The sequence below is a fragment of the Geodermatophilus sp. SYSU D00965 genome (assembly GCF_054050075.1).
The window spans coordinates 36,629-63,046 of sequence record NZ_JBJGYQ010000023.1 but is presented as its reverse complement, the minus strand read 5'-3'; the positions used below and the strand labels follow the sequence as shown (position 1 = coordinate 63,046).

The window sequence follows — 26,418 nt, the reverse complement described above, 5'->3', positions numbered from 1 at the left end:
CCCCGGTCGCGCCCGGTGAGGTGCCACGATCGGCGGCGTGAACGATCCCGTGCGCCCCGACGAGCTGCGCGTCTCGGACCCCGAGCGGGCCGCCGTGCAGGAGCAGCTGCGCCGAGCCGTCGCGGCCGGGCAGCTCGACCTGCACGAGTTCGACGCGCGGGTGCAGTCGGTGTGGGCCGCCCGCACCCGCGGCGAGCTCGCCCGCGTCACCCGGGACCTGCCCGAGCCCCCACCGGCCCCGCCGGCGCCCCGGCGGCTGCCGTTGGGGGACGCGTTCTCCCACGACGCCGGCGGCATGGCGATGCGGGTGCTGACCATCGTCTTCGCCAGCATCGCGGCGGTGAACCTGGTCGTCTGGGGCCTGGTGTCGGTGACCGCCGGCGAGTTCGTGTACCCCTGGTGGATCTGGGTCGCCGCTCCGCCGGGCGCCGTCCTCGCGGTGCTCTACGCGGTGGGCATCGGGCGGCCGAGACGCTGACGACCGTCGTCCCCCGCCGCTAGCGTCCCCGGCGTGCCTCCCTCGCTGACCCGCCGGCAGGTCCTGGACCTGCGGGTGTCCGCCCAGCAGCTGGACCGCGCGGCCGGCGGCCTCGCCGACACCGCGGTGCTCGACCTCGGTGTGCAGGACACCGGCCCGGACGGTGGGCTGTGGGCGCTGCTGCTGCGCGGCGTCGACGTGGCGGGCCTGCCGGAGGGCGCGCTGGCGACCGTCTGGACCCTCCGCGGCGCTCCGCACCTGTACCGGCGGGAGGACCTCCCGGCGGTCGCCGCGGCCACCGCCCCGTTCTCCGAGGCCGACGCCGGCAAGCGGGTCTTCGACGCGGCCAAGCCGCTCCGGGCCGCCGGCATCGGCACCCTGGAGGCCCTCGACGCCGTCGCCGCGGCGATGCGCTCGCTGGTGACCGTCCCCATGGTCAAGGGCGAGATGTCGGGGCGGCTGGCCGAGCTGATGCCCGAGCCCTACCTGCGGTACTGCCGGCCCTGCGACGCCACGCACCTGTACGAGCAGCCGTTCCGCCTGGCGGCCCTGCGCGCCGGGCTCGAGCTGGAGCCCGGCACCTCGCCGCCGGTCCTCCGCCCGGTGCCGGGGCTGGTGCCGAGCGAGACCGTCCCGCCCCGGTTCGACGTCGTCCGGGGGTACCTGCGGCTGCTGGGCCCGGCGACGCCGAAGCTGGTCGCCGGGTACCTCGACGCCCCGGTCAAGGACGTGCAGGCCCGCTGGCCGGAGGACGCCGTCGAGGTCTCCGTGGACGGCGAGCGGCGCTGGCTGCTCGCCGAGGACGCCGACCGGCTGGGCGAGGTCCCCGCGGCACACGGCCCGCGGCTGCTGGGCCCCTTCGACCTGTTCCTGCAGGGCCGCGACCGCGACCTGGTGGTGCCGGACCCGGCCCGGGCCAAGGCGCTGTGGCCGGTGCTCGGCCGGCCCGGGGCGGTGCTCGTCGACGGGGAGGTCGCGGGCACCTGGCGGCCCCGGAAGTCCGGCTCCTCGCTCACCGTCGCCGTCGAGCCGTGGCGGTCGCCGACGGCGGCGCTGCGGGAGGCGGTCACCGCCGAGGCCGAGCGGCTGGCCGCCTTCCGCGGTGTCACGCTCGAGGACGTCGAGTTCTCCTGAGGGCGAGGCCCCGTTCTGTGCACGCATCGTGGTCACGGCTGCCGCGGGACCACGATGCGTGCACAGAACGCGCGGGGCCGGTCGAGGAGCGGGCGGCCGTCCCCGGGGTGACCCTGGAGGGCGCCGAGTACGACGGAGGGAACAGCCATGACCGGTCCCGACGACGCCTTCCTGGCGCCCGACGACGCGCTGCAGGACTTCGACGAGGACGTCCGCCCCGGCACCGACGACGTCGAGCGCCCGGCCCACGCCGTCGCCCCCCGCGAGGACGGGGTCGAGGAAGCGGGCCGCGGGGGCGGCTCGGTCGAGCGCGAGACCGGGGGCGACCCCGAGCACGGGTGAGGACCCGGCTCCGGGGGATGGAGATCCGCCAGGCGGCGGCCACCGTGCCCGGGTGAGCGCCGCCGCGCGGATCCCGGGCGCCGCCTTCCGCCCGGCGGTATCTCAGCGCTAAGGTAATCGCCCATGAGCGCGCCACCCCGCCGGGTCCGCATCGGCATCGACACCGGGGGGACGTTCACCGACGTCGTCGCGGTGGACGAGGAGACCGGGCAGACCACCACCACCAAGACGCCGTCCACGCCGGCCGACCCCGCCGAGGGCTTCCTCACCGGCGTCCGCAAGGTGCTCGACCTGCTGGGCCTGCCGGGCGAGGCGGTCACCGCGGTGAGCCACGGCACGACGGTCGCGACCAACCAGCTGCTCGAGGGCAAGCTCGACCGGATCGGGTTCATCACCACCGAGGGCTACGAGTCGGTGCTGGAGATCGCCCGCCAGTCGGTGCCCGACGGCTACGGCAACAGCTACTTCTGGGTCAAGCCGCCGCGGATCGTCCCGGCCGACCTGGTGCGCACCGTGCGGGGCCGGCTGGACCACCGCGGCGAGGAGGTGCGCCCGTTCGACGAGGACGACGCCCGCGCCGCGGCCCGCTTCTTCGCCGACGCCGGCATCGGCACGATCGGCGTCTGCTTCCTGCACGCCTACGCCAACGACGCGCACGAGCGCCGCATGCTCGAGGTGATCCGCGAGGAGCACCCGGGGGCGGTCGTCTCGCTGTCCAGCCAGGTGCTGCGGGAGTACCGCGAGTACGAGCGCTCGGTGACCACGCTTGTCGACGCCGCGGTCAAGCCCAAGGTCGGCGCCTACGTCACCAACATCCGCACCCGGCTGGACGAGATCGCGCCCGGCGTGCCGTTCTACGTGATGAAGAGCAACGGCGGCGTGCTGTCGGCCCAGGAGGTCGTGCACCAGCCGATCACCACGATGCTGTCCGGCCCGGCGGCCGGTGCGCTGGGTGCCGCGCTCATCGCGGGCACCGCCGGCTTCGACCGGGTGCTGACCTGCGACGGCGGCGGCACCTCCACCGACGTCACCGTGGTCATCGACGGCGAGCCGACGCTCACCACCGAGGGCTCGGTCGGCGACTACCCGTCGAAGATCCCGATGATCGACGTCGTCACCGTCGGCGCGGGCGGCGGCTCGATCGCCTGGCTGTCCCCCGAGGGCACGCTCAAGGTCGGCCCCAAGTCGGCCGGCGCCGACCCCGGCCCGATGTGCTACCCCTCCGGCGGCGACCAGCCCACGGTCACCGACGCGCACGTCGTCCTCGGCCGCATCCCCCCGCACCTGCTGGGCGGGGAGATCCCGCTGAGCGTCGACGCGGCGCGCAAGGGCCTGGCCGACCTCGGCGCGGAGCTCGACATGGAGCTCGAGCGCACCGCCACCGGCATCCTGGAGATCTCCGCGTGGAACCAGGCCAACGCGCTGCGCCAGGTCACCGTCGCCCGCGGCCTCGACGTCCGGGACTTCACGCTCACCACGTTCGGCGGCTCCGGCTCGCTGCTGGCCTGCCGGCTGATGGACATCCTGGGCCTGCCCCGCACCCTCGTGCCGCCGAACCCGGGCAACGTGAGCGCCTTCGGCCTGCTCACCGTCGACGTCCGCAACGACCACGTCCAGACGGCGATCCACCGGCACGCCGACCTCGACCTCGACCGGGTGCGCGGGGTGTTCGCCGACCTGGAGGACCAGGCCCGGGTCGCCCTCGACGGCGAGGGCTTCGCGCGCGACTCGCAGCGGATGCAGCGCACCGCCGACCTGCGCTACGTGGGCCAGGCGTTCGAGGTCCGGGTGCCGGTCCCCGACGGGGAGCTGGACGCCGCGGCCGCCGAGCAGGTGGCTCAGGAGTTCCACGCCGCGCACCGCCAGCTCTACGGCTACGACTTCGCCGACGACCCGCGCCAGGCCGTGGAGTGGGTCAACCTGCGGGTGAGCGGGATCGGCCCGATCCGCCGTCCCGACGTGGTGGAGCTGGCCCCGAAGCACGGCGGGCCGGACCGGGCCGTCACGGGCACCCGGCGGGTGTTCTTCGACGACTGGGTCGACACCCCGACGTACAACCGGCCCGACCTCGGCCCCGGGGACGTCGTCCCCGGCCCGGCGATCATCGAGGAGTTCGGCTCCACCGTGCCGGTGCACCCCGGCTTCGCCGCCACCGTCGATCCCCACGGGAACCTGCTGCTCACGAAGGAGACCGCGCGATGAGCCTCACCGACGGCAAGGTCGCCGCCGACCCGGTCCTCGTCGAGATCGTCGCCGGCACGCTGGCCGCGATCGAGAAGGAGGTCGAGACCTCCATCGGGCGCACCTCCCGGTCGCCGATGATCCGCGACGCGCACGACTTCCGCGCCGGCATCCACGACCGGTTGCTGCGCAAGCTCACCGGCCGCTCCTACTCGGCGCTGGTGCACCCGGTGGTGCGCGACTACCCGATCGAGACGATGAACGTCGGGGACGTCTTCTTCCACAACGACGTCTACCTCTCCGAGGGCGGGATCGGCCACCTGCCCGACCTGTGCGTCACCGTGCCGGTCTTCGCGCACGTCGACGGGGCGGAGAAGGTGGTCGCCTTCATCCAGGCGTTCGGCCACCACGACGACATCGGCGGCGCGGTGCCCGGCTCGATGCCGTCGGCGGCGACGAGCGTGTACGAGGAGGGCCTGATGGTCCCCCCGATCAAGCTGTGGGACCGCGGCGTGCCCAACGAGAGCGCGCTGAAGATCATGACCCGCAACTCCCGGATGCCCGACTCGCTGGCCGCCGACCTCGACGCGGAGTGCTCGGCCTGCCTCGCCGGCGCCCGGCGGCTCGGGGAGCTGTTCGACCGGTACGGGGTCGAGGCGGTGGAAGCGGCCTTCGACGCGATCCTGGCCAACTCCACCGAGGTCTACCGGCGGGAGATCCTGTCGCAGATCCCCGACGGCACCTACGTCTGGGAGGACTACGCCGAGCACGACGGCGTCGAGGAGCCCCAGCTGCACCGGCAGCGGATCACGCTGACCATGGACTCCTCCAGGGAGACCCCGCTGGTCATCGACTTCACCGGCACCGGCCCGCAGGCCAAGGGGCCGATCAACCACTGCGGCGACTACGCCGACGGCAACTTCCTCAAGAAGTGGCTCGCGCCGATCCTGCGCAACCTGGCCGAGACGCCGGAGCGGATGGCCGAGCTCGACGTCAACGAGGGCGTCGTCCCGCTGATCGAGATGCGCTTCCCGGAGAAGGGCACGCTGCTCACCCCGGTCTTCCCGGCGCCGACCAACGCCCGGACCTTCGTCATCCTGCGGCTGCTCGGGGTCCTCGCCGGGGTGCTGGCCAAGGCCACCGGCGGCCGGATGCCCGCCGACCAGGAGACGATCCGCTACACCGGCGTCTACGGCACCGACGTCGACGGGCAGCCCTACCTCATGCGCGAGGTGCTCGGCGGCGGCTCGGGCGGGCGGTACTACGCCGACGGGGAGGACACCATCCACGTCGTCCCGGACTCGCGGAACCTGCCCACCGAGTTCACCGAGGGCCGCTTCCCGCTGCGGGTGGAGCGGCTGGGGCTGGCCATCGACTCCGGCGGGCCGGGGCGGTACCGGGGTGGCTGCGGCTACGAGAAGCACATCCGGGTGCTGCGCGACGCGCACTTCATGTCCATCGCCGACCGCTCGATCCTGTCCTGCTGGGGCGTCAAGGGGGGCAAGGCCGGGCGGCCGTTCCAGATCACCGTCGACCCGGGCGGCCCGGAGGAGCACGACGTCGACGCGCTCGCCGACGCCGAGCCGCTGACGGCCGGCACCGTGGTCCGCATCCGGACGACGGGCGGCGGCGGCTGGGGCGACCCGCTGGACCGGCCGGTGGACGAGGTCCTGCGGGACATCGCCTGGCGCAAGGTCTCGGTGGACGGGGCCCGCACCGACTACGGGGTGGTGGTGCGCGAGGACGGCACCGCCGACGAGGCGGCGACGTCGGCGCTGCGCGCGGAGATGCGCGCGGCCCGCACCGGCGAGGAGCCGTTCTTCGACCGCGGCCCCGGCTACGCGATGCTCTCCGGCGGCGCGGAGTTCAACGAGTTCGACGTCCTGTAGGAGCCTGCGGCGCGATCGTGAAGTGCGGGAAGCGACACGCCGTCCTGCGACGGGGCGTCGCTCCCGCGACTTCATGATCGTCGCGGTCAGGGGGTCCGCGAGCGGAGGAGCTCCGCGGTGGACGCGTCGGCGGGCAGGAAGGCCTCCACCGACAGCTCGGCGGCGGTGAGGTCGACGGCGGTGCCGAACGTGGTCACCGTGCTCAGGAAGCTCAGGACGTCGTCCCCGGACCGCACCCGCAGCGGGACGGCGATCCCGTCGGGTGGGCGCCGGTCGAAGCCGCCGGGCAGCGCGGCGAGCTCCCGGTGCAGCGCGGCCAGGGCCGGGTCGGCGGTCAGGTGCGCCTCCCGGGCCAGGCGGGCGAGCAGGTGGGTGCGCCACTGCGGCAGGTTGAGGATCCGCGGTGCCAGCCCGCGCGGGTGCAGCCCCAGCCGCAGCACGTTGACCGGCGGCTCCAGCAGCTGCGGGTCGGCCCCGGCCGTGAGCAGCGCGACGCTGCGGTTGGCCGCGACCAGGTGCCAGCCGCGGTCGACGGCCAGGGCGGGGAAGGGCTCGTAGGCGGCCAGCACGAGGTCCAGCGCCGTCCGGACGGCGGCCATGTCCGGGTCCTCCAGCCGGCGGCGTCCGTAGACCGGGGCGTAGCCGGCCGCCAGCAGCAGCTCGTTGCGCTCGCGCAGCGGGACCTCCAGCTGCTCGGCGAGGTGCAGCACCATCTCCCGGCTCGGCCGCGCCCGGCCGGTCTCCACGAAGCTCAGGTGCCGGGTGGAGACGCCGGCGTCGCTGGCGAGGTCCAGCTGGGACAGCCGGCGGCGCTGCCGCCAGTCGCGCAGCAGCTCCCCCACGGACGGTCGCGTCCCCACGGCGGTCATGGCCGCGACGCTAGTGACCGACCGCGACCGCGTCGCTTACCTCGGAGGTAATCGACCCGCCTCCGCAGCGCGGCCACCGTGGTCGCCATGACCACGACCACCGCTCCCGCCCCCACCGCTCTGCTCCGGCTGGCGCTGCGGCTCGACGCCGCCGTCACCGGGCTCAACGGCGCGGCGTACCTGCTGGCCGCGCCCGCCCTCGCCGACCTGCTCGGCCTGCCCGCCGGCTGGCTGCGCGGCACCGGCGTCTTCCTGCTGGCCTTCGCCGCCGCCGTGTGGCTGGTCGGCACCCGCCCGACCCCGCCCGCCGTCCGCACGGTGGTCGCCGCCAACGCCCTCTGGGCCGCGGGCAGCGTCGCCGTCGTGCTGGCCGGCCTGGGCTCCCCCACGACCCTCGGCGCCGCCTGGCTCGTCCTGCAGGCGCTCGTCGTCGCCGCCTTCGCCGTCCTGCAGGCCACCGGCCTGCGTCGCAGCTGAGACCGAGAGGAGAACGACCATGACCGCATCGCCCGACCTCGCCGCCCGCTACCTGGCGGCCTGGAACCAGACCGACCCGGCCGCGCGCCGCGCCGCCGTCGCGGAGCTGTTCACCGAGGACGCCCGCTACACCGACCCGCTCGCCGACGTCGCGGGGCGGGACGCGATCGAGGCGACCATCGCCGCCGTCCAGACGCAGTTCCCCGGCTTCGTGTTCCGCCTCGCCGGCCCCGTCGACGCCCACCACGAGCAGGTGCGTTTCACGTGGCACCTCGGCCCCGAGGGCGAGGAGGCGCCGATCGCGGGCTTCGACGTCGCGGTGACCGACGGCGACGGTCGCATCCGCGCCGTCCTGGGCTTCCTGGACCGGGTGCCCACGGCCGCCTGACCCACGCGACCGAGGCCGGTGGTCCCCCCGAGGGACCACCGGCCTCGGCGTGCGGTCAGTCCGGCTCGACCCGCCAGGAGCCGACGGCGGCGTAGCCGCTGTCGTAGAGGTCCTGCCGGGTGCCCGGCTCCAGGGGCACCTGCTCCATGCTGCCGCCCCAGTAGCGCAGGATCCGGCCGAGCTCCGCGGCGCGGTCGTCCCCGGCCAGGGCGCCGGCGTCCAGGTCCACCTCGAGCACGAAGCGCATCGGCCGATCATCGCCGCCGGCGCCACCACCGGCGACGGCGCGGCGGCGGAGCCGGGACCTCGGCCGGCGGGGGCGGCGGCCGGGTGGCCCGCCAGTGCGCGACGAGCGCCTCGACGTCGGCGAGACCGGGGACCGGCGCCCACCGGCTCTCCTGCGGACGGCGCCAGAAGGCCTCGACGCGGGCGTTGAAGTCCTCGCCCACCGCCCGGACGGCGGCCTCCGAGGGCAGCCCGGCCACCCGATCCGGCAGCTCGTCGCGCTCCCTCCGCAGCGCCATGCCCGGTGGCAGGAGGTCCCGCGGGTCGGTCGACTGCCGCCGGGCCCACTCCAGCGCCCACTCGTAGCTGCTCTGCGGCCGCTCCCGCCGGGGCAGCGGCCGGCCGGCTCCACCGAGGCCGTCGAAGGCCCCGCGGGCCTGCGCCTGCGTGATCTGCTGGTCGACCCAGGTCTCGAACGACATCCCGGGCGGCTTGCGCTCCGTCATCCCCTCCAGGGTGACACCCGGGGCGTCCACCGCTCGACGATCACGAACCTCGGGAGAGGACACGCCGCTCGTTCCCGGCGTGCCGACGCCGCAACTCCATGATCGTCGGAGGCGGCGGACGTCGAGCGCCCGTCAACGGTGCGAGCAGGGGTTCCGTCAGGCGGCCCGGAGCGGGCGCAGCGCGGCGGTGACCCGCTGCAGCTCGTCGAGCATCGCCTTGCCGCCGGCCTCCAGTTCGGCGTTGGGCACGAACTCGTCGTCCTCGTCCAGGAACTGGGCGAAGAACGGCACCGACACCGCCTCCACCACCGGCAGCACGCGCAGGGCGGCCAGCACCGGCTTGAGCGCGGACGACGCGCGCAGACCCGCCGAGACGCCGCCGTAGGTCACCAGGCCGGCCGCCTTGTCGGCCCACTCGACCGAGAGGAAGTCCAGGGCGTTCTTCAGGGCGCCGGGGAAGGAGTGGTTGTACTCCGGGGTCACGAAGACGAACGCGTCGGCGCGGGAGACCGTCGCACTCCAGTCCTTGGTGTGCTGGTGGACGTACTGCTGCAGCCGCGGGTGGTTGGGCTCGTCGAAGACCGGCAGGCCCACCTCGGCGAGGTCGACCAGCTCGACGTCGAAACCGCCGTGCGCCTCGGCCAGGCGGGTCACCCAGCGGGCGACGGCGAGACCGCGGCGGCCGGGGCGGGTGCTGGCGGCGACGACCTGCAGGACGGGACGGGACACGGGAGCTCCTCTCGATCGCTTCGTTGAGCTCTCAACCGCAGGGTGGCCGTCCGATTCCCCGCTGTGCCCGAGACCTCACCGATCCGACCCTCACGTGAGGTTAGGGTCGGTGCTCGATCCACCCCGGCTGCGCCGACGCCCCGCGGGTGCCCCCACCCGCTGCCGTCGAACCGGAGCCCTCCCGTGCCCTCCTCCCGCCCGAGCCGCCCGGCCTGGCTGTCCCCCACCGTGGCCCGCACCGAGGTGCTGGCCGGCCTGGTCGTCGCGCTGGCGCTCATCCCCGAGGCGATCAGCTTCTCGATCCTCGCCGGCGTCGACCCGCGGGTGGGGCTGTTCGCCTCGTTCACGATGGCCGTCGTCATCGCGTTCACCGGCGGCCGACCGGCGATGATCAGCGCCGCCACCGGCGCGGTCGCCCTGGTGGTGGGCCCGCTCGCCCGCGAGCACGGGCTCGAGTACCTGCTCGCCGCCGTCGTCCTCGGCGGCGCCTGCCAGGTCCTGCTGGCGGCGGCCGGCGTGGCCCGGCTGATGCGGTTCGTGCCGCGCAGCGTGATGGTCGGCTTCGTCAACGCACTGGCGATCCTGATCTTCACCGCGCAACTGCCGCACCTGGTCGACGTGCCGTGGCCGGTCTACCCGATGGTGGCGGCGGGCCTGGCGATCATCTTCCTGCTGCCGCGGCTGACCACCGTCGTCCCGGCGCCGCTGGTCTCGATCGTCGTGCTCACCGGCCTCACCGTGGTCGCCGGGTTCACCCTGCCGACCGTCGGCGACCAGGGCGCGCTGCCCGACAGCCTGCCGTTCCTGGCGCTGCCCGACGTCCCGTTCACGCTGGAGACGCTGCGGATCGTCGCGCCGTACGCGCTGGGCATCGCCCTCGTCGGGCTGATGGAGTCCCTGATGACGGCGAAGCTGGTCGACGACCTCACCGACACCTCCTCGGACAAGACCCGCGAGTCCTGGGGCCAGGGCGTGGCCAACATCGTGACCGGCTTCTTCGGCGGCATGGGCGGCTGCGCCATGATCGGCCAGACCATGATCAACGTGAGGTCCGGCGCCCGCACCCGGCTGTCGACCTTCCTCGCCGGCGCCTTCCTCCTGGTCCTGGTCGTCGCCCTGGGGGACGTCGTCGCCGTCATCCCGATGGCCGCCCTGGTCGCGGTCATGGTGTTCGTGTCGATCGCCACCTTCGACTGGCACAGCCTGCGGACGCTCCACCGGATGCCCCGGAGCGAGACCGCGGTGATGCTCACGACCGTCGCCGGGACGCTGCTCACGCACAACCTCGCCGTCGGCGTCGGCGCGGGCGTCCTGGTCGCCTGCGTCCTGTTCGCGCGCCGGGTCGCGCACCTGGCCGAGGTCACCAGCGTTCCCGTCCCGGACGGCGGCACCCGCGTGTACTCGGTGACCGGCGCGCTGTTCTTCGCCTCCAGCAACGACCTCTACACGCAGTTCGACTACGCCGGCGACCCCGACCACGTCGTGATCGACCTGTCGGCGGCCTCCGTCTGGGACGCCTCCACCGTCGCCGCGCTGGACGCGATCACGCACAAGTACGCGACCCGCGGGAAGACCGTCGAGGTCGTCGGCCTGACCGGGCACTCGGCCGACCGGTACGAGCGGCACACCGGCCGGCTCGCCGGGGCGCACTGATGGCCGCCCGCCTGGTGCGGATCGGCCAGCCGGCCGAGCGCACCGGGCTGAGCCTGCGGACGATCCGCTCCGACGAGGAGCGCGCCGTCGCCGAGGACGTCGCGGGCACCCTCGCCGACCGCCTCGTCACCGAGGGCAGCTGACCCGCCCGTCACCCGAACGTGACTTGACCCGGCCGGCGGGAACGTGCGTCCCGCCGGGTCCCTCGCGCAGGGTGGCGACCTGCCACGAAGGGGTGAACAGCCAGCTCAGCGCCCTGCGCGCGGGGCGCGCAGCCCCCAGGCTGGCCGACGTGCCGCTGTCCGTCCCCGGTCTGCCCGACGTGCCGCCGGAGCTGGCCGGGCCGGTCGCGGTGGAGCTGGCCAAGCCCGTCCGCGAGATCCCGCGGGCCGACGCGCTGCCCGGCGGCGTCCTCTACGAGCCCAAGTGGGACGGCTACCGCCTCGTCGTCGTCCGCACCGGAGGCACCACCCGGCTGTGGTCCAAGCAGGGCCGCGACCTGACCGCCCGGTTCCCCGACGTCGCCGCCGCGGCGGTCGCCCAGGTGCCGGCCGGCACGGTGGTGGACGGCGAGGTCGTCGTCTGGAACGGGTCCCGGCTGGACTTCGGGCTGCTGCAGCGGCGGATGGTGACCGCACCCGGCCGGATGGCCGCCATCGTCGCCGCCGCCCCGGCCTCCTACGTCGCCTTCGACCTGCTCGCGCTCGGCGGAGCGGACCTGCGCGGTCGCCGGCTGCGCGAGCGCCGGGCCGCGCTGGAGGAGCTGGCCGCCCGCTGGGCGCCGCCGATGCAGCTCTCCCCCGCCACCACCGACCCGGCCGAGGCCGAGCAGTGGTCCACCGAGTGGCGGGCCGCCGGCGTGGAGGGCCTGGTCGCCAAGGGCGCGGGCAGCCGCTACGCACCGGGGCGGCGGGAGTGGGTGAAGGTCAAGTCCTGGGAGACCACCGAGGTCGTCGCCGGCGGGGTCATCGGTCCGCTGGAGCGGCCCAGCCAGCTCGTGGCCGGCCGCTACCGGGACGGCGAGCTGGTCGTGGTCGGCCGCACCAGCCCGCTCGGCCGCGAGCAGGCCGCCGAGCTGGCCGCCGTCCTCCGCCCCGCCGGGCCCGGGCACCCGTGGCCGGACCGGATCGGCACCGGCCGCTTCGGCGGCGGCCGGCTGTCGGTGCCGCTCACCCGCGTGCAGCCCGACGTCGTCGTGGAGGTCAGCGCGGACGCCGCGCTGCAGGCCGGCGTCTTCCGCCACCCGCTGCGGTTCGTGCGGGTGCGCACCGACCTGGAACCCGGCGACGTCCCCGGGCTCTGACCTGCCGGCCTGCGATCATGGGGTGCAGAAGGCGGCACGCCCACGAGAACCGGCGTGTTCCTCCCGCACCTCATGATCGCGCTGTCACAGCTGGGGCACCCGGCCCAGGGCGACCAGCAGCCGGCGCAGCAGGCCGGCCAGCTGCTCGCGGTCGTCGTCGGACAGCCCGGCGAGCAGCCGGCGCTCGGTCTCCAGGTGGTCGGGCAGGGCGGCGTCCAGGGCGGCGCGGCCGGCGGCGGTCAGCGTGACGACGACGGCCCGCCCGTCGGCCTCGCTGCGCTCGCGGGTGATCAGCCCCTTCTCCTCCAGCCGGTCCAGCCGCTGGGTGATGGCGCCGGAGGTCACCAGCGCGGTGCGCATCAGCGCGGTCGGGGTGAGCTGGTAGGGCTCGCCCGCCCGGCGCAGCGCGGCCAGCACGTCGAAGGACGGCGCGTCGAGGCCGTGCCGGGCGAAGGTGGCCCGCTGGGCGAGGAAGACCTCGCGCTGGAGCTGGGAGATCCGGCCGATGACGCCCATCGGGCTGCAGTCGAGGTCGGGGCGCTCCCGGGCCCACTGCTGCAGGATCAGGTCGACCGCGTCCCCCATCCCGACCACGCTAGTGCGCTCCGTCACCGCTCGGTCACCCTTCCGCGCCGCCGGGGACGGGGAGGGACGCGAGGCGCTCGGCGTAGGTGCGGGGCGGGCGGCCGAGCAGGGCGGTGAGCACCCGCGGGCTGCCGGCGAAGCCGTGCGCCCGGTAGTGGTCGAACATCAGCCGCAGGCAGCGTTCGGCGTAGGCGGCCGGCACCTCGTCCGGCGGGACGGCGTCCTCGGCGGTCACCTCCCGACCCAGGTGCGCGGCCACCAGCTCGGCCAGCCGCGGCGCGGTCAGCGGCTCGGGCCCGGCCGCCTCGAAGGTCCCGCCGTCCAGGCCGTCCTCGGTGAGCAGCACCGCGGCGGCCTCGGCCACGTCGGCCAGGTCGACCAGCGACTGCCCGGTGCGCAGGCCCCACGGGCTGGGCAGCCGGCCGGTGCGCGCCGCCTCGGCCAGCGCGTCGTCGAGGTTCTGCGCGTAGGCGCAGGGCTGCAGCACCCGCCAGGCGAGGCCGGTGGCGTCCAGGGCCTCCTCGGCGCGGTCCTTGGCGGCGTGGTGCGGCATCGCCCGGGCCTGCGGGCGCAGCACGGAGTGGTAGACGACCCGCGGGACGCCGGCCTGCCGGGCCGCCCCGAACAGCGCGGCGGCGCCCTCGGCTTCGCGGGGGTCGAAGTTCGGCCAGATCAGGTACAGCGCGGCCGCGCCGGCCAGGACGTCGGCCCACGGCCGCGGCTCGGTCAGCTCCGCGACCACCACCTCGGCGCCCAGCGCGGCGAGCTCCGGCCGCGGGCCCGGGCGGGAGACGACCGCCCGCACCGGCAGCCCCCGCGCCCGCAGCGCCCGGACGACGGCGGTGCCGGTCTGCCCGCCCGCCGCCGTCACCACGATCACCCAGGTACCTCAGCAGTGAGGTACCGCTGCGTCAAGGACCCGGGGCTCAGCGCAGGCGGGCGCTCAGTCGCACGGTCAGGCCCTGGGGGCCGGGCAGCAGGTCCACGGAGTCCCAGAGCTTGCGGGCCAGCCACAGCCCCATGCCGCCGCGGCTGAGGTCGTCGCCGTGCGCGGGCTGGAAGCCGGCGAGCGGGTCGCCGAAGCCGGTGCCGGAGTCGGTGATGGCGCAGACCACCCGCTTGCCGTCGGTCCAGATGCGGGCCGACACCGGTCGGCGGCCGTGCCGGAACGCGTTGGCCGCGATCTCGCTGGTGGCCAGGTGGAGGTCCTCGCGCTGCTCCCGGTCGGGCACGTGGGCGGCGAGGGCCGCGCCCATCGCGTGCCGCAACCCGGCCAGCGTGGGCGCGTCGTCGACGGCCAGCACCGGCGGGGTGTCCTCCACCGGCTCGCGGGGGACGGGGAGCGCGGCCAGGTACTCGGTGGGGTAGCGATAGTCGGCGCTGACCGTGCGCGTGCCGTCGGACACGAGCTCGGGGTGCGTCCGGGCGGCGCTCTCCAGCACCTCCGGCGGCAGCTCCCGGCGGTCGTAGAGGCACATCGCGGTCAGGGGGCAGCCGTCGAGCAGCGCGTTGACCGCGGCCTCGTAGCGCTGGCCCTCGTGCCAGGTGGTCGGCTCCCGGCCGAACTCGATCTGGCCGAGCACCCGCAGCCAGCCCGATGGAGCGGACGCCGCGCGGTCGAGCAGCCGCCGGGTGGAGGTGAGCGCGTCGGGCGCCCGGGTGTCGACCAGTGCGATGCGGGCGTCGGTCTCCACCCGGGGGAACTGCTCGCCGAGCGCGCCCGCGACCAGCGCGGCGGTCTCCGGCCCGCAGGAGAGCACGGTGAGGTCGCCGGCCCGCAGGCCCTCCTCCACGAACGGGACCGCGGCGGCCAGCAGCTCGTCGTCCGAGCCGACGAGGGCGGCGGCGTGCGGCCGGGCACCGGGCAGGACGGGGCGCGCGCGCACGTCGGCACGCTCGTCTGCCCTGTGGTGCACCGCGCTCGTCCTCTTCCTGGCCGGGTCGCTCCAGCCGGCCGAAGCGACATTCTGGGTCATCCCGACCCGGTGGAGGTCACCGGGGAGGGCTGTGCGCGTCGTCACGGCGACGGACGCGCGGCTCCCCCGCCGGGCTCGTCCAGACCGGCAAGTGCGAGTATGCGCGCCGGCGGTGTGCCCCGCTCCGTCCGGACGCGGAGCTCCAGCCCGGCTTCACCCGCACGGGCGAGGGCCTCCAGCAGCATCCCGACGCCGGCGCTGGCCACGTACGTGGTCCGGCGCAGGTCGAGGGTGGCCCGCGCGCCGACCGGCAGCCGCGCCAGGCGGCCGAGCACGTCCTCGCGCAGCGGCCCCGTGCTGGCGAGGTCCAGCTCCCCCACCAGCTCCAGCCGCAGCCCCTCCGGCCCGTCGGAGGTCAGCAGCCGCGCCGGCACGCCGCCGTCCTCCGCGATCGCGACGGGCACCCGCGCGGCGCCGGCCGTCGCGGCCGGGGGCGGCACCCGGAAGCGCACGGTCGTGCCGGGCCCCTCGCCGTGCCGGACCTCGACGTCGGCGGCGAGCGCGCTGATCAGCTCCAGCCCGCGCCCGCGGTAGCCCCGGTCCTCCGGCGGCGGTCGCCAGACCCCGGAGTCCTGGACCTCCACCCGCACCCCCCCGTCGGCGTCCCGGGCCACCCGGTAGGAGCACTCGCCCTGCCCGCCGCCGGCGTAGGCGTGCTCCACCGCGTTGGCCAGGGCCTCGCCGAGCGCCAGCTGGAGGTCCTCGGCGGTCTCCTCGGGCAGTCCGGCCGCCGTCGTCCAGGCGGTGAGCCGCCGGCGGACGGCCGACAGCCGGCCCGGGTCGGCCGGCAGGGTCTCGGCGAGCGGGCCGGGCAGCAGCCGGGCGGCGATCACCGCGACGTCGTCGGGCTGGTCGGTGTCGGCGAGGACCTCGGTCAGCAGCCGGGCGGTGAGCCGGGCCGGGTCGGCGGCGCCGTGCCGCGCGGCCGCGGCGCAGACCCGGCCCAGTCCCTCGTCGAGCACCTCGCCGCGGCGCTCCACCAGCCCGTCGGTGTAGAGCAGCAGGGTGGCGCCCACGGGGACGTCCGTGGCCGCCTCGGTGTAGTCGGGGCGCCCCGGTGCGCCGAGGACGGTCCCCGCGCCGGCGCCGTCGAGCAGCCGGGCACCGCCGGTGGTCACCAGCAGCGCCGGCGGGTGTCCCGCCCGGGCCCAGCACACCGACCCGGCCGCGGGGTCCACGACCAGACAGGCCGCGGTGGAGGCGAGCGCGCCGGGCAGCCGGGCGGCGAAGCGGTCCAGCAGCTCCAGCGCCTCGGCCGGGCTGCAGCCCTGCAGCAGGGCCGCGGACAGGGCGCTGCGCAGCTGGCCCATGACCGCCGCGGCGGCCGGCCCCTGCCCGACGACGTCCCCGACGGCGATCGCAACCCGGCCGTCGTCGAGCTCGACCACGTCGTACCAGTCACCACCGGCCTGGCTGCCCTCGGCGCCGGGGAGGTAGTGGGCCGCCAGCGCCAGCCGCTCCAGCCGCGGCAGCTGGGCCGGCAGCAGGCTCAGCTGCAGGGTCTCGGCGATCCGCCGCTCGGACCGGTACAGGCGGGCGCGGTCGAGGGCCTGGGCGCACTGCTCGGCGACGGCCAGCAGCATCGCCCGGTCGGTGGCGGAGAACCGCTGCACCGTCGGCCAGGCGACGGCCAGGACGCCGACGACCCGGCCGGCGACGACGAGCGGGAGGCCGACGTTGGCGGCCAGCCCGTACTCCCGGAGGGACGTCTCCAGCTCGGGGGGCAGGTGCCGGTCCCCGATCGACAGGGTGCCGACGTCCTCGACCCACAGCGGACGGCGCTGGCTGACCGCCGTCGTGGCGACCAGCGGCGCCGACAGCGGCAGGCTCTGCCACAGCCGCTGCCCCTCCTCGGACCCGCCGCTGATGGTCAGCGCGCTCAGCGAGCGGTGCGACGGGTCGAGCTCGTAGACGGCGACCCGGCTGTCCGGCCCGGTGAGCGCGCGGACGTGACCGGCGGCCGCGGCGGCCACCTCGACGGGGGTGGTGGCGGCCGACAGCTCCGCGGTGGCCCGGTGCAGCAGGGCCAGCCGGTGGGCGGCGGCGCGCTCCTCGGTCAGGAGCACCGCGTTGTCCACGGCCAGCGCGGACCGGGCGGCGATCTCCTCGGCCAGCGTCCGGTCGTCCTCGGTGTAGGCGGGGGCGTCCGCCCGGCGGCCCAGGACGAGCACGGCGAGCACCCGCCCGCGCACGGTCAGCGGGAGGGCGAGCACCGAGGCGACGGCCAGCGGTGGCGCGACGGCGGGGTGGTCGGCGCCGAGGTCGGTGGCCCCGGACAGCGCCGAGTGCACGACCGACCGGCCGGTCCGCGCCACGCCCGGTCCCACGCCGACGTCGGGGTCCAGGCCGGCGAGCGCGGTCTCGGTGTCCCCGTCCAGGCCGGCGATGCCCGCCCAGCGGAGCCGGCCGTCCTCGGTGACCAGCCGGACCGTGCACAGGTCGGCCAGCCGCCGGTCCACCAGCAGCCGGGCCAGCGCGCCCAGCTGCCCGTCGAGGGTCGTCTCCTGGTCCAGCGCGGCCCCGACGTCGGCCAGCAGCGTCTGCCGCTCGGTCTCGCGGATGCGGGCGTTGACGTCGGTGCAGCTGCCGACGTGCCCGGCGAAGGTCTCCTCCGAGCCGATCGGGACGGCCCGCTCCAGCAGCCAGTGGTAGGCCCCGTCGCTGCGGCGCAGCCGGAACTCGACCTCCCAGCCCTCGCGCCGGGACACGGCTGCGTCCACCGTCGCCGCGTAGCGGTCCCGGTCCTCCGGGTGCAGCCCGTCGACCCAGCCGCGGCCGAGCTCCTCCCGCGCCGAGCGGCCGGTGTACTGCGGCCAGCCGCGGTTGACGAACACCCGGCGGCCCTCGGGGTCGGACACCCAGATGAGCGCCGGCGCGAGGTCGGCCATGGCGGTGAACCGCTCCTCCGCGGCCCGGCGGGCCCGGCCGAGGCCGAGGTGCGCGCCGACCCGGGCGATGAGCTCCTGCGCGGAGAACGGCTTGACCAGGTAGTCGTCGGCCCCGGCGGCCAGGCCCTCGACCGCCGCCTCCTCCCCGGCCCGGGCCGACAGCAGCACCACCGGGACCCGCGCCGTCCGCGGGTCGGCGCGCAGCGCGGCCAGCAGCTGCACGCCGTCCAGCCCCGGCATCATCACGTCGCTGACGACGAGGTCCGGCGGGTCGGCGAGGGCGGCCTCGAGCGCCAGGCGCCCGTCGGCCACCACCCGGACGTCGTACCGGGGGGCCAGCAGCCGCCGGACGTACTCCCGCATGTCGGCGTTGTCGTCGGCCACCAGGACGCGGCCGGCCCGGGCGCCGGCCCCCGGCAGCGGAACGGGGGCCGTCGCGCCGTCGTCCCCGCCGGGGAGCCAGCGCAACGCCTCGGTGAGGTACGGGGTGGCCGCCGGCGAGACGGCGGAGGCGTCCGACGCGCCCTCGGCCAGCCGGTCGGACGGCAGGTGCTCGGTGCCGTACGGGAGCGTGACGGTGAACGTCGTGCCCTGCCCGAGGGCGCTGTCGACGCCGATGGTGCCGCCGTGCAGGACCACCAGCTCGCGCGCCATCGCCAGGCCGATGCCGCTGCCCTCACCGGAGCGGCCGCGGGCGTTGCGCACCCGGGAGAAGCGCTCGAACAGGCGCGGCAGCTCCTCGGCGGGGATGCCCGTCCCGGTGTCGCTGACGGTGAGCTCGGCGCCGCCGTCCACGGGGCGCAGGCGGACGGTGATCCCGCCGGTGAAGGTGAACTTCAGCGCGTTGGAGAGCAGGTTGAGGACGACCTTCTCCCACATGTCCCGGTCGACGTGCACCGGTTCCCCGAGCGGCGTGCAGTCGACGGTGAAGTCCAGGCCGGCGCGGGTGACCGCCGAGCGGAAGACGCTGGCCAGCTCGCTGGTGGTGGCGGCCAGGTCGACCGGCTCGAACCGCGCGTCGATGCGCCCGGCCTGGATGCGGGAGAAGTCCAGCAGCGTGTTGACCAGCTTCTGGAGCCGCAGCGTGTTCCGCTCGATGACCTCCAGCTCCTGGCTGATCCGCGGGTCGGCGTCGGCCGCCGGGGAGTGGCGCAGCTCGGCCACGGGACCGGCGATGAGGGTCAGCGGGGTGCGGAACTCGTGGCTCACGTTGCTGAAGAAGTCGGTCTTCGCCCGGTCCAGCTCGGCCAGCGCCTCCGCGCGGCTGCGCTCGGCCTCGTAGCTGCCGGCCGCCTGCAGGCCCGCCGCGATCTGGTTGGCGACCAGCTCGAGGAAGCCGCGGTAGCGGTCGTCGTAGCGGCGGTGCGGGTTGATGCCGGCGACGAGGAAGCCGGTGACGCCCTCGGGGGTCGCCCCGATCGGCACCAGCACCGCCTCCCGCGGGGGCCGCAGCCAGTCCCCCGTCGGCAGGCCGGGGAAGCGGTCGGGGAGCTCCTCGACCAGCACGTGCTCCCCGGCCAGCGCCCGCGCCAGCGGCCAGACGCCGTCTCCCGGCCGGAGGACGTGCGGCGCGGCGGTGGAGCCGGGGGCGATCCCGGCCGCGCAGCCCAGCCGGGCGGTCCCGTCCGCCTCGGCCACGTAGGCGAGGCTGAACGGCAGGTCGGCGAGGTTCCGCCCGAGCTGCTCGCGCACGGCGTCCAGGACGCCGGCCTGCGTGCGGGTGGCCGCGACCGCCGCGGCGAGGTCGCGCAGGGTGGCCATCCGACGCTCGCCGACGACACGCCCGGTGGTCTCGGTGACCACGCAGAGCATCCCCTGCGTGCGGCCGTCGGCGTCGTCGAGCGGGCTGTAGGAGAACGTGTGGTAGCTCTCCTCGGGGTAGCCGTTGCGCTCGAGGAACAGCAGCAGGTCCTCGTCCCAGGTCGCGACGCCGGTGTGGAGCACCGACTCGATCCGGGGCCCGATGTCCCCCCAGATCTCCGCCCACACCTCCCGGGCCGGTCGGCCGAGCGCCAGGGGGTGCTTGGCCTGCAGGGTGTCGTGCATGTAGGCGTCGTTGTAGAAGAACGTCAGTTCGGGGCCCCAGGCGGCCCACATGGAGAACCGGGACGTCAGCAGGATCCGGACGACGTTGCGCAGCTCCGCGGGCCAGCTCTCGGGTGGGCCGAGCGGGGTCTCGGCCCAGTCGCGCTGGGCCATCGCCCGGCCGACCTCGCCGCCGTCGGCGAACAGCGACCGCTCGAGGCCTCCCTCGTTCACCGCGGCATCACGCAGGGATGGTAGGTCGTGCGGGGCCGGATGGCTCACACCGTGCGGGTCGCGGGCGGCCGACCGGCCAGCTCGTCGAGGACGGCGCGGTCGACCCCGGCGGCGGCGCGCACCTCGGCGTCGTCCACCGCGCCGCAGTCCAGGCCCCGCAGCAGCACGCCGGCCAGCGCCCGCGCGGTGGCCGGTTCGTCGAGGACGCCGCCGTCTCCGCGCTCCCGGTAGGCGGCCAGCCGCTCCGCGGCCGCGGGCAGCGCCGCCCGGTAGGAGGCGTACGTGGCCACGTAGCGGGTCACCAGCTGGGCGGGGTGCAGGTCCCAGCCCTGGGCGAAGCCGCGCTCCAGCGCGCGCCGCACCAGCCCGGCGTGCAGCCGCCAGGCGGCGTGCACCCGGTCGCGCGGACCCACCGGCAGCACGTTGGTCGACCCGTCGACGGCGCGCGCCCCGGTGCCGGCCACGGCGACCTGCAGCACCTGCTTGGCGAAGTCGGCGGCGGGGTGGTCCGAGGCCTGGTGCGCCGCGGGGATGCCGAGGGCCGCGCTGTAGTCGTAGGTGCCGTAGTGCAGGCCGGTCAGCCGGGGACCGGCCGCGTGCACCAGCCGCGCGGCGGTCGCCGTCCCGTCCGCGCCGAGCACCGCCTGCGGCGTCTCGATCTGCAGCTCCAGGTCGAGGGGGACGCCGTGCGCGGCCTCCAGCGCGTCGAGGACCGGCAGGAAGGCGCGCACCTGCTCGACGTCGGTGACCTTGGGCAGCGTGACGGTGCACCGCGGCGCCGTCCCCGCGAGGCCGCCGAGGAAGAGGTCCAGGCTGCGGACGCCGCGGCGCCGGGTGGGCTCCTCCAGCGACCTGGCCCGGATGCCGATCGACGGCGGGGCCGTCCCCGCGACCACGTCGGCCGCCACCGCCTCGGCCGCCCGGCGCACGTCGCCGTCCTCGGCACCCGGCGCGCCGCGGTAGCCGTCCTCGGCGTCCACGCGCAGGTCCTCGACCGGCTGCGCGGCCAGCTTGGCGCGCACCCGCGGCAGCACCTGCTCGAGCAGGCCGCCGTCGAGCCCCAGGTCGGGCAGGCCGTGCTCGTCGAGCGCGGCCAGCGCGGCCGTGCCCCAGGCGGCGGCCAGGCCGGGGACGACGGCGTCGGCGGGCACGTAGCAGGTGTGCACCGGCTGTCGGCCGGTCCGTTCACCGGGGTAGCCCGCCGCGCGGGCGGCGTCCACCGGCCCCAACCGGCGGTCCAGCTCGGCGTAGACGTCCTCGGGGAGCACCCGTCGACCCTGCCACGTCGGCGCGCCGGTCTCCCCGGGGACCGACGGCTGTGAGCTGGCATCCTCGGCGCATGGGAGCCCTCGACGACTTCAACGCCGAGCCCGCCGACCGCGCCGTCCAGCGGCTGCGGGCCTGCAACGACGCGCCGCGCTTCGCCGCCGAGGTCGCCGCCGGCCGGCCGTACCCGGACGTCGAGACGCTGGTGTCCCGCGCGGAGGAGGTGGCCCGCGGACTGCCGTGGGAGGAGGTCGAGCTCGCGCTCGCCGTGCACCCGCGGATCGGCGACCGGCCGGAGGGCTCCTCCCCCGGCGCCGAGGCCTCCCGCCGCGAGCAGAGCTCGATGGCCGGGGCGGACGACGCCACCCGGACCGCCCTGGTCGACGGCAACCGGGAGTACGAGGAGCGCTTCGGCCACGTGTTCCTCGTCCGCGCCGCCGGCCGCAGCCCCGGGGAGATGCTGGCCGAGCTCCGCCGCCGGCTGGGCAACGACGAGCAGGCCGAGCGCGCCGAGGTCACCGAGCAGCTCGCGCAGATCACGGCGCTGCGGGTGCGGGGGCTCGTGTCGAACGCGACGGCGACGGGCGAGCGAGCATCGCAGCGAGCGCCAGCGAGCGAGGAGCGGAACGAGCCCGGAGCGGAGCCGGTGTCATGAGCGTGAGCACGCACGTCCTCGACTCGGTGCTGGGACGTCCGGCGATGGGGATGGCCGTCCGGCTGTACGCCGGGACCGAACTGCTCGCCGAGGGGGTCACCGACGCCGACGGCCGCTGCCGGCTGGTGGAGGGCGCGACCGGCCCGGGCACCCACCGGCTGGAGTTCGCCACCGGCCCGTGGTTCGCCGAGCAGGGGCGGGACACCTTCTACCCGCAGGTGGTGCTCACCTTCGCCGTCGCCGAGCCCGCCGACGCCCACCACGTGCCGCTGTTGCTGGCCCCGTTCGCCTACTCCACCTACCGCGGGAGCTGAAGACGCGCGTCATCCGCACGCAACGTTCCACGTGCAACAGTGCCGCATGGCGATCCGGCTCGGCCCGAACCAGTACGGCAAGGCGGAGGTCCGGGTGGTCGCGGTCGACCGCAGCGGGCCCCGGCACGCCCTCGTCGACCTCAACGTCAGCACCAGCCTGCGCGGGGACTTCGCCGCCGCGCACACCGCCGGCGACAACTCCCACGTGCTGCCGACCGACACGCAGAAGAACACCGTGTTCGCCTTCGCCCGCGACGGCGTCGGCGCGGTCGAGTCCTTCGGGCTGCGGCTGGCCCGCCACTTCACCGGCGCGTACCCGTGGATCACCGGCGCCCGCGTCGCCATCGACTCGTTCGGCTGGGACCGGATCACCGTCGCCGGGCAGCCGCACGACTCCGCCTTTCGGCGGGACGGCGGCGAGGTGCGGACGGCGGTGGTCACGACCGACGGGGACGACGTGCACGTGCTCGCCGGGCTGCGCGACCTCGTCGTCCTCAAGACCACCGGCTCGGAGTTCTGGGGCTTCCCGCGCGACCGGTACACGACGCTGGCCGAGACCCGGGAGCGGATCCTGGCCACGGCGGTGACCGCCCGGTGGCGCTACACGAGCGCCGACATCGACTTCGACGAGGTGTTCGCGGGGGTCCGGACGGCGCTGCTGGAGACCTTCGCCGCGACCCACTCCCTGGCCCTGCAGCAGACGCTCTACGCGATGGGCGAGGCGGTGCTGGAGCGGTACCCGTGCGTGGCCGAGGTGCGGATGTCGATGCCGAACAGGCACCACTTCCTCAGCGACCTCTCCGCCTTCGGGTCGGACAACCCCGACGTCGTCTACGCCGCCGCGGACCGGCCGTACGGGCTCATCGAGGGCACCGTGCTGCGCGACGACGTCCCGCCCGCCGAGGCGGCCTGGTGGGGGACGCCCGGCTTCTGCTGATGGGCTCCCGCTTCGACTGGTTCGCCGACCGGGTCGCCGAGCACGGGCTGCTCACGCTGACGGCGGTGCGCGGTCCGGGGGTCGAGGACCTGCTGGGCGAGCTCGACGCGGGCGAGGTCGACCGGGGCGGGTGCACGCTGCGCGAGGCGAGGGACGCCGCCCTGCCGGCCGTCCGGGTCGGGACGACCCAGGGTTGGGTCTACGCCGTGGAGTCCACGACGGTGCGCGGCGCCGACCCCCCGCTGCTCGAGCGGCTGACCGTGGAGGGCGGGGAGGCCGTGGTCCTCTGCTTCACCCCGACGACCGGCTCCTGCCTGCACGCGCGCGACGGCGTGTACGTGACCGGGTTCGACGCGGCCGTCCCGGAGTTCCGCTGGGGCCGGGAGCCGCACGCGCTGGACGCCGAGCTGACCGAGGTCGGGCTGCTGTCCGCAGGTGGGTCGCTGGGCGGAGGCGGGGCGCTGCGCCCAGGCGGGCCGCTGGGTGGGGGCGGGCCGCGACCGGCGGCGGCGTGCGCGGAGCTCGTCGCGCGCCGCTTCGGCCTGACCGTCCCCCGCGAGGCGCTCGACGGCCGGCTGCCCTGCGCGACGCTCTACGACTGAGCCGTCGCCGCCGCCTCGACCCCGATGCCGCCGAACAGCATCTGGGCGTGGATGCGCAGGTCGGCGCCGCGCTCGTCGTCGGTGCGGGTCAGGCCGGCGCCCTGCTCCACGCCGATCCCGCCGACGCCGCGGAAGGCCCACCACACCCGCCAGTCGGCCGGGACCCGCACGCCCAGGCCGCCCATGAGCGCGCGGACGGTGAGGTCGACGCCGCCCGGGACCCGCGGCACGCCGGTGAGGTCCAGCTCGCCGCCGCCCATCACCAGGTCGAGCCGCACCCGGGACAGCTCGGGGTTGGTGGGCCGCAGCTGCACGCCGCCGACCGCGACGACCCGCCGGATGCCGGCCGTGCCCTCGTCGCCCTCGTCCTTGCGGCGGGCGACCAGCCGGCCGGTCACGGCCACCGCCGCCTGGAACGCCCACCAGCCCAGGAGCCACGGCAGGACCCTGCGGACGGCGGGGGGCAGGCGGCGCGACGTCGTCATGTCCCCAGCCTGCCGGTATCCCGGGCCGCTGCCCAGGGGCGACACCGGGACTGCGACCATCGGCCGGTGAGCGAGCGCGAGACGCTGACCTACGAGACGTTCGGCACCGCGGCGCGCGAGCTGGCCGAGCAGGTCGCCGCGGACGGCTACGAGCCCGACCTGATCCTCTCCATCGCCCGTGGCGGGCTCTTCCTCGGCGGCGCGCTGGGCTACGCCCTCGACGTCAAGAACCTGTTCGTGATGAACGTCGAGTTCTACACCGGGGTCGACGAGCGGCTGGAGCTGCCGGTCGTGCTGCCGCCGACGTTGGACGTCGTCGACCTGACCGGCGCGAACGTGCTGGTGGCCGACGACGTCGCCGACACCGGCAAGACGCTGGAGCTGGTCCGCGACTTCTGCGCCGGCTACGTCGCCGAGGTCCGGACGGCGGTCGTCTACGAGAAGCCGCAGTCGATCGTGCGCTGCGACTACGTGTGGCGCCGCACCGACCGGTGGATCGACTTCCCCTGGTCGACGCTCCCCCCGGTCCGCCGCCGCAGCAGCTCTCCCGGCCGCTGAGCACGGCCCCTGCAGGGGCGGAGGACGGGCCTCTCAGTAGCGGAAGCGGCCCACCGAGGCGCTGAGCGCGGCGGCCATGCGGGCCACCTCGTCCATCGCGGTCCGCGCGTCGGTCATCGCGCGTGTCGTGGCCCCAGCGGCGCCGGCCACCGAGGCGATGTTCTCGGCGATCTGACCGGCCGAGGTCGCCGCCCCGGCGACGTTGCGGTTCATCTCCGCGGTGGTCGCCGTCTGCTCCTCGACCGCGGCGGCGATGGTGCCCTGCGAGTCGTTGATCAGGCCGATGATCCGGGAGATCTCCCCGATCGCGCGGACGGCGCCGGAGGTGTCGCCCTGGATGGCCTCCACCCGGGCGGTGATGTCCTGGGTCGCCCTGGCCGTCTCCTGGGCGAGCTCCTTGACCTCGTTGGCCACGACGGCGAAGCCCTTGCCGGCCTCCCCGGCCCGGGCGGCCTCGATGGTCGCGTTGAGGGCCAGCAGGTTGGTCTGTTCAGCGATCGCGGTGATCACCTGCACGACCCCGGCGATCTCCGCCGAGGACTCCCCCAGCTTGCTCACCGTCGCGGTGGTGGCGTCGGCGACCTGCACCGCCTGCCCCGCCACCCGGGCCACCTCGCCGGCGTTGCGCGCGATGTCCCGGATCGAGGCGCCCATCTGCTCGGAGCCCGCGGCCACGGTCTGCACGTTGACCGACACCTGCCCGGCCGCCTCGGCCACCACCCCGCTCTGCGCCGAGGACTCGTCGGCCAGGCGGGTCATGTCCTGCGCGGTCGCGGACAGCTCCTCGGTCGCCGAGGCCAGCGTCGTCGAGGTGTCCCCGATCGTGGCCAGGACGGCGCGCACGTTCCCCATCGAGGCCTCCAGCGCGGCCGCCATCCGACCCACCTCGTCGCGACTGGTCACCCCCGCCGAGCCGCGCAGGTCGCCGTCCGCGAGGCCGAGGACGACGGCCTCGACACGGCGCAGCGGCCCGACGACCGACCGGGTCACGACCCACCCCAGGGCGGCCAGCACGAGGACGCCGGCGACGGCGACCACGACGGAGAGGGCGATGGCCGTCGTCCGCTGGTCGGCGCTCTCCGCGGCGGCCTCCGCCGCCTCCCCGCCGACGGCCTCTCCCACGGCGGGCAGGTCCTGCTCCAGGACGGCGAACGCCTCGGCGAACTGCGGGTACGCGGCCCGGGCCGCGACCGGGTCGGTGCCGGACAGCGTGACGATCCGGTCGGCGGAGGCCAGGTAGGCCTCGACCGCGGGGGTCACCTCCTCGACGGCCGCGGCGACCACCGGGTCCAGCCCGGCGCCCGCCACCGCCGCGAGGACCTCGCGGAAGGTGGCGGCGTGGTCGGCCAAGTCGGTGACGGCCGCGCGGTGCTCGGGGCCGCCCGCGGCGAGCAGCGACGAGAGCACGTCGCCGCGGACGGCGTCGTGCATCATGTCCGCCTCCAGCGCCGCGCCGGTGGCCGACGTGGTGGCGAGCAGCTCGTCGGCGCGCTCGCCGGTCGCCGACAGCGCCTGCACCGCGACGACCGCGAAGACGGCGAGGACGACGCCGCCGGCGGCGACGAGGGCGGCGAGCTTGACGCCGAGGGGACGGTCGGACCAGAGACTGCGCGCCATCGGGCACTCCTGCGAACCGGGATCGGCGCGGAGGTGCGCGCCGTTGCCACGGTGGTTCGGTCGGAGAGTGGAGTGACTACAGCGGAACTGCTCCAGGCTTCA

The 26,418-nt window shown here is 75.8% G+C and carries 26 protein-coding genes; 15 read left to right on the top strand and 11 right to left on the bottom strand.

From position 1 onward, the window contains the following. The first annotated feature begins 37 nt into the window (after positions 1–37). The 5 genes from ACI789_RS19860 to ACI789_RS19840 all read left to right on the top strand — a co-directional run bounded on the left by ACI789_RS19860 (position 38) and on the right by ACI789_RS19840 (position 6,024). Positions 38–478 carry a DUF1707 SHOCT-like domain-containing protein gene (locus tag ACI789_RS19860; protein WP_457011083.1) on the top strand — a complete coding sequence of 147 codons (441 nt, stop codon included), beginning with the start codon at positions 38–40 and terminating at the stop codon, positions 476–478. A 33-nt stretch (positions 479–511) separates the two neighbouring features. Beyond that, positions 512–1,612 carry a winged helix DNA-binding domain-containing protein gene (locus ACI789_RS19855; protein ID WP_457011082.1) on the top strand — a complete coding sequence of 367 codons (1,101 nt, stop codon included), beginning with the start codon at positions 512–514 and terminating at the stop codon, positions 1,610–1,612. 147 nt (positions 1,613–1,759) lie between these two features. Beyond that, entirely contained in the window at positions 1,760–1,954 is a 195-nt protein-coding gene (locus ACI789_RS19850) for a hypothetical protein (protein ID WP_457011081.1), read from the top strand. A 123-nt stretch (positions 1,955–2,077) separates the two neighbouring features. After that, positions 2,078–4,156, top strand: coding sequence for a hydantoinase/oxoprolinase family protein (locus ACI789_RS19845; RefSeq protein WP_457011080.1), 2,079 nt, complete (start codon positions 2,078–2,080; stop codon positions 4,154–4,156). After that, positions 4,153–6,024 carry a hydantoinase B/oxoprolinase family protein gene (locus ACI789_RS19840; protein ID WP_457011079.1) on the top strand — a complete coding sequence of 624 codons (1,872 nt, stop codon included), beginning with the start codon at positions 4,153–4,155 and terminating at the stop codon, positions 6,022–6,024. Before ACI789_RS19845 ends, ACI789_RS19840 begins: the two co-directional genes overlap by 4 nt. Positions 6,025–6,110: 86 nt before the next feature. On the opposite strand, the gene ACI789_RS19835 is transcribed toward ACI789_RS19840, so the two are convergent. Beyond that, complete coding sequence (locus ACI789_RS19835) at positions 6,111–6,893, bottom strand: helix-turn-helix domain-containing protein (RefSeq protein ID WP_457011078.1); 783 nt, start codon at positions 6,891–6,893, stop codon at positions 6,111–6,113. An 87-nt stretch (positions 6,894–6,980) separates the two neighbouring features. Between ACI789_RS19835 and ACI789_RS19830 the strand changes: the two genes are divergently transcribed. Both ACI789_RS19830 and ACI789_RS19825 read left to right on the top strand, forming a co-directional pair. Further along, positions 6,981–7,370: a hypothetical protein gene (locus ACI789_RS19830; protein ID WP_457011077.1), complete on the top strand. Its 390-nt coding sequence runs from the start codon at positions 6,981–6,983 to the stop codon at positions 7,368–7,370. A 19-nt stretch (positions 7,371–7,389) separates the two neighbouring features. Further along, the gene (locus ACI789_RS19825) at positions 7,390–7,758 is read left to right on the top strand and encodes a nuclear transport factor 2 family protein (protein ID WP_457011076.1); all 369 of its coding nucleotides are present in this window, start codon (positions 7,390–7,392) and stop codon (positions 7,756–7,758) included. A gap of 55 nt (positions 7,759–7,813) precedes the next feature. On the opposite strand, the gene ACI789_RS19820 is transcribed toward ACI789_RS19825, so the two are convergent. The 3 genes from ACI789_RS19820 to ACI789_RS19810 all read right to left on the bottom strand — a co-directional run bounded on the left by ACI789_RS19820 (position 7,814) and on the right by ACI789_RS19810 (position 9,218). Beyond that, positions 7,814–8,005 carry a hypothetical protein gene (locus ACI789_RS19820; protein ID WP_457011075.1) on the bottom strand — a complete coding sequence of 64 codons (192 nt, stop codon included), beginning with the start codon at positions 8,003–8,005 and terminating at the stop codon, positions 7,814–7,816. Positions 8,006–8,012: 7 nt separating this feature from the next. Further along, positions 8,013–8,489, bottom strand: coding sequence for a DnaJ family domain-containing protein (locus ACI789_RS19815; RefSeq protein ID WP_457011074.1), 477 nt, complete (start codon positions 8,487–8,489; stop codon positions 8,013–8,015). A 156-nt stretch (positions 8,490–8,645) separates the two neighbouring features. Next, the gene (locus tag ACI789_RS19810; RefSeq protein ID WP_457011073.1) at positions 8,646–9,218 is read right to left on the bottom strand and encodes an NADPH-dependent FMN reductase; all 573 of its coding nucleotides are present in this window, start codon (positions 9,216–9,218) and stop codon (positions 8,646–8,648) included. A gap of 183 nt (positions 9,219–9,401) precedes the next feature. Between ACI789_RS19810 and ACI789_RS19805 the strand changes: the two genes are divergently transcribed. The 3 genes from ACI789_RS19805 to ACI789_RS19795 all read left to right on the top strand — a co-directional run bounded on the left by ACI789_RS19805 (position 9,402) and on the right by ACI789_RS19795 (position 12,174). Beyond that, entirely contained in the window at positions 9,402–10,871 is a 1,470-nt protein-coding gene (locus ACI789_RS19805) for a SulP family inorganic anion transporter (protein ID WP_457011072.1), read from the top strand. Next, a complete protein-coding gene (locus ACI789_RS19800; RefSeq protein ID WP_457011071.1) occupies positions 10,871–11,014 on the top strand; it encodes a hypothetical protein in 144 nt (47 codons plus the stop codon). The genes ACI789_RS19805 and ACI789_RS19800 overlap by 1 nt, the downstream gene beginning before the upstream one ends. A 149-nt stretch (positions 11,015–11,163) precedes the next feature. Beyond that, positions 11,164–12,174, top strand: coding sequence for an ATP-dependent DNA ligase (locus ACI789_RS19795; protein ID WP_457011070.1), 1,011 nt, complete (start codon positions 11,164–11,166; stop codon positions 12,172–12,174). 84 nt (positions 12,175–12,258) lie between these two features. Here ACI789_RS19795 and ACI789_RS19790 read toward each other — a convergent pair whose 3' ends face one another. The 5 genes from ACI789_RS19790 to ACI789_RS19770 all read right to left on the bottom strand — a co-directional run bounded on the left by ACI789_RS19790 (position 12,259) and on the right by ACI789_RS19770 (position 21,150). Then, complete coding sequence (locus tag ACI789_RS19790; RefSeq protein ID WP_457011069.1) at positions 12,259–12,786, bottom strand: MarR family winged helix-turn-helix transcriptional regulator; 528 nt, start codon at positions 12,784–12,786, stop codon at positions 12,259–12,261. Between the two features lie 7 nt (positions 12,787–12,793). Then, a complete protein-coding gene (locus ACI789_RS19785; protein ID WP_457011068.1) occupies positions 12,794–13,639 on the bottom strand; it encodes an SDR family oxidoreductase in 846 nt (281 codons plus the stop codon). Positions 13,640–13,685: 46 nt separating this feature from the next. Next, a complete protein-coding gene (locus ACI789_RS19780; protein WP_457011067.1) occupies positions 13,686–14,645 on the bottom strand; it encodes an anti-sigma factor RsbA family regulatory protein in 960 nt (319 codons plus the stop codon). Between the two features lie 131 nt (positions 14,646–14,776). Next, positions 14,777–19,882 carry a SpoIIE family protein phosphatase gene (locus ACI789_RS19775; protein ID WP_457011066.1) on the bottom strand — a complete coding sequence of 1,702 codons (5,106 nt, stop codon included), beginning with the start codon at positions 19,880–19,882 and terminating at the stop codon, positions 14,777–14,779. A 44-nt stretch (positions 19,883–19,926) separates the two neighbouring features. After that, a complete protein-coding gene (locus tag ACI789_RS19770; protein WP_457011065.1) occupies positions 19,927–21,150 on the bottom strand; it encodes a DUF6986 family protein in 1,224 nt (407 codons plus the stop codon). A 71-nt stretch (positions 21,151–21,221) separates the two neighbouring features. On the opposite strand from ACI789_RS19770, the gene uraD reads away from it, so the two are divergent. From uraD to ACI789_RS19750, 4 genes are read left to right on the top strand one after another with little or no spacing between them, the layout of a single operon-like run. After that, positions 21,222–21,803: a 2-oxo-4-hydroxy-4-carboxy-5-ureidoimidazoline decarboxylase gene (uraD, locus tag ACI789_RS19765; RefSeq protein ID WP_457011064.1), complete on the top strand. Its 582-nt coding sequence runs from the start codon at positions 21,222–21,224 to the stop codon at positions 21,801–21,803. Continuing rightward, positions 21,800–22,117: a hydroxyisourate hydrolase gene (gene uraH / locus ACI789_RS19760; protein ID WP_457011063.1), complete on the top strand. Its 318-nt coding sequence runs from the start codon at positions 21,800–21,802 to the stop codon at positions 22,115–22,117. The genes uraD and uraH overlap by 4 nt, the downstream gene beginning before the upstream one ends. A gap of 46 nt (positions 22,118–22,163) precedes the next feature. Further along, a complete protein-coding gene (gene pucL, locus ACI789_RS19755; RefSeq protein ID WP_457011062.1) occupies positions 22,164–23,054 on the top strand; it encodes a factor-independent urate hydroxylase in 891 nt (296 codons plus the stop codon). Continuing rightward, on the top strand, positions 23,054–23,656 hold the full coding sequence (locus ACI789_RS19750) for a DUF6461 domain-containing protein (protein ID WP_457011061.1): 603 nt from the start codon (positions 23,054–23,056) through the stop codon (positions 23,654–23,656). The genes pucL and ACI789_RS19750 overlap by 1 nt, the downstream gene beginning before the upstream one ends. Here ACI789_RS19750 and ACI789_RS19745 read toward each other — a convergent pair. After that, on the bottom strand, positions 23,647–24,141 hold the full coding sequence (locus ACI789_RS19745) for a hypothetical protein (RefSeq protein WP_457011060.1): 495 nt from the start codon (positions 24,139–24,141) through the stop codon (positions 23,647–23,649). The two genes, ACI789_RS19750 and ACI789_RS19745, sit on opposite strands and share 10 nt — an antisense overlap. A 66-nt stretch (positions 24,142–24,207) precedes the next feature. Between ACI789_RS19745 and ACI789_RS19740 the strand changes: the two genes are divergently transcribed. Then, the gene (locus tag ACI789_RS19740) at positions 24,208–24,699 is read left to right on the top strand and encodes a phosphoribosyltransferase (RefSeq protein WP_456917897.1); all 492 of its coding nucleotides are present in this window, start codon (positions 24,208–24,210) and stop codon (positions 24,697–24,699) included. Positions 24,700–24,732: 33 nt separating this feature from the next. Here the strand turns inward: ACI789_RS19740 and ACI789_RS19735 are convergent, their stop codons facing one another. Further along, the gene (locus tag ACI789_RS19735) at positions 24,733–26,316 is read right to left on the bottom strand and encodes a methyl-accepting chemotaxis protein (RefSeq protein WP_457011059.1); all 1,584 of its coding nucleotides are present in this window, start codon (positions 26,314–26,316) and stop codon (positions 24,733–24,735) included. Positions 26,317–26,418 lie beyond the last annotated feature (102 nt).

Bases quoted from the DNA above. Each gene is read 5' to 3' on its own strand.
- uraH (WP_457011063.1), top strand. From the start codon at position 21,800: ATGAGCGTGAGCACGCACGTCCTCGACTCGGTGCTGGGACGTCCGGCG.
- pucL (WP_457011062.1), top strand. From the start codon at position 22,164: ATGGCGATCCGGCTCGGCCCGAACCAGTACGGCAAGGCGGAGGTCCGG.
- ACI789_RS19750 (WP_457011061.1), top strand. From the start codon at position 23,054: ATGGGCTCCCGCTTCGACTGGTTCGCCGACCGGGTCGCCGAGCACGGG.
- ACI789_RS19850 (WP_457011081.1), top strand. From the start codon at position 1,760: ATGACCGGTCCCGACGACGCCTTCCTGGCGCCCGACGACGCGCTGCAG.
- ACI789_RS19840 (WP_457011079.1), top strand. From the start codon at position 4,153: ATGAGCCTCACCGACGGCAAGGTCGCCGCCGACCCGGTCCTCGTCGAG.
- ACI789_RS19845 (WP_457011080.1), top strand. From the start codon at position 2,078: ATGAGCGCGCCACCCCGCCGGGTCCGCATCGGCATCGACACCGGGGGG.
- ACI789_RS19745 (WP_457011060.1), bottom strand. From the start codon at position 24,141: ATGACGACGTCGCGCCGCCTGCCCCCCGCCGTCCGCAGGGTCCTGCCG.
- ACI789_RS19800 (WP_457011071.1), top strand. From the start codon at position 10,871: ATGGCCGCCCGCCTGGTGCGGATCGGCCAGCCGGCCGAGCGCACCGGG.
- uraD (WP_457011064.1), top strand. From the start codon at position 21,222: ATGGGAGCCCTCGACGACTTCAACGCCGAGCCCGCCGACCGCGCCGTC.
- ACI789_RS19830 (WP_457011077.1), top strand. From the start codon at position 6,981: ATGACCACGACCACCGCTCCCGCCCCCACCGCTCTGCTCCGGCTGGCG.
- ACI789_RS19815 (WP_457011074.1), bottom strand. From the start codon at position 8,489: ATGACGGAGCGCAAGCCGCCCGGGATGTCGTTCGAGACCTGGGTCGAC.
- ACI789_RS19825 (WP_457011076.1), top strand. From the start codon at position 7,390: ATGACCGCATCGCCCGACCTCGCCGCCCGCTACCTGGCGGCCTGGAAC.
- ACI789_RS19835 (WP_457011078.1), bottom strand. From the start codon at position 6,893: ATGACCGCCGTGGGGACGCGACCGTCCGTGGGGGAGCTGCTGCGCGAC.
- ACI789_RS19820 (WP_457011075.1), bottom strand. From the start codon at position 8,005: ATGCGCTTCGTGCTCGAGGTGGACCTGGACGCCGGCGCCCTGGCCGGG.
- ACI789_RS19735 (WP_457011059.1), bottom strand. From the start codon at position 26,316: ATGGCGCGCAGTCTCTGGTCCGACCGTCCCCTCGGCGTCAAGCTCGCC.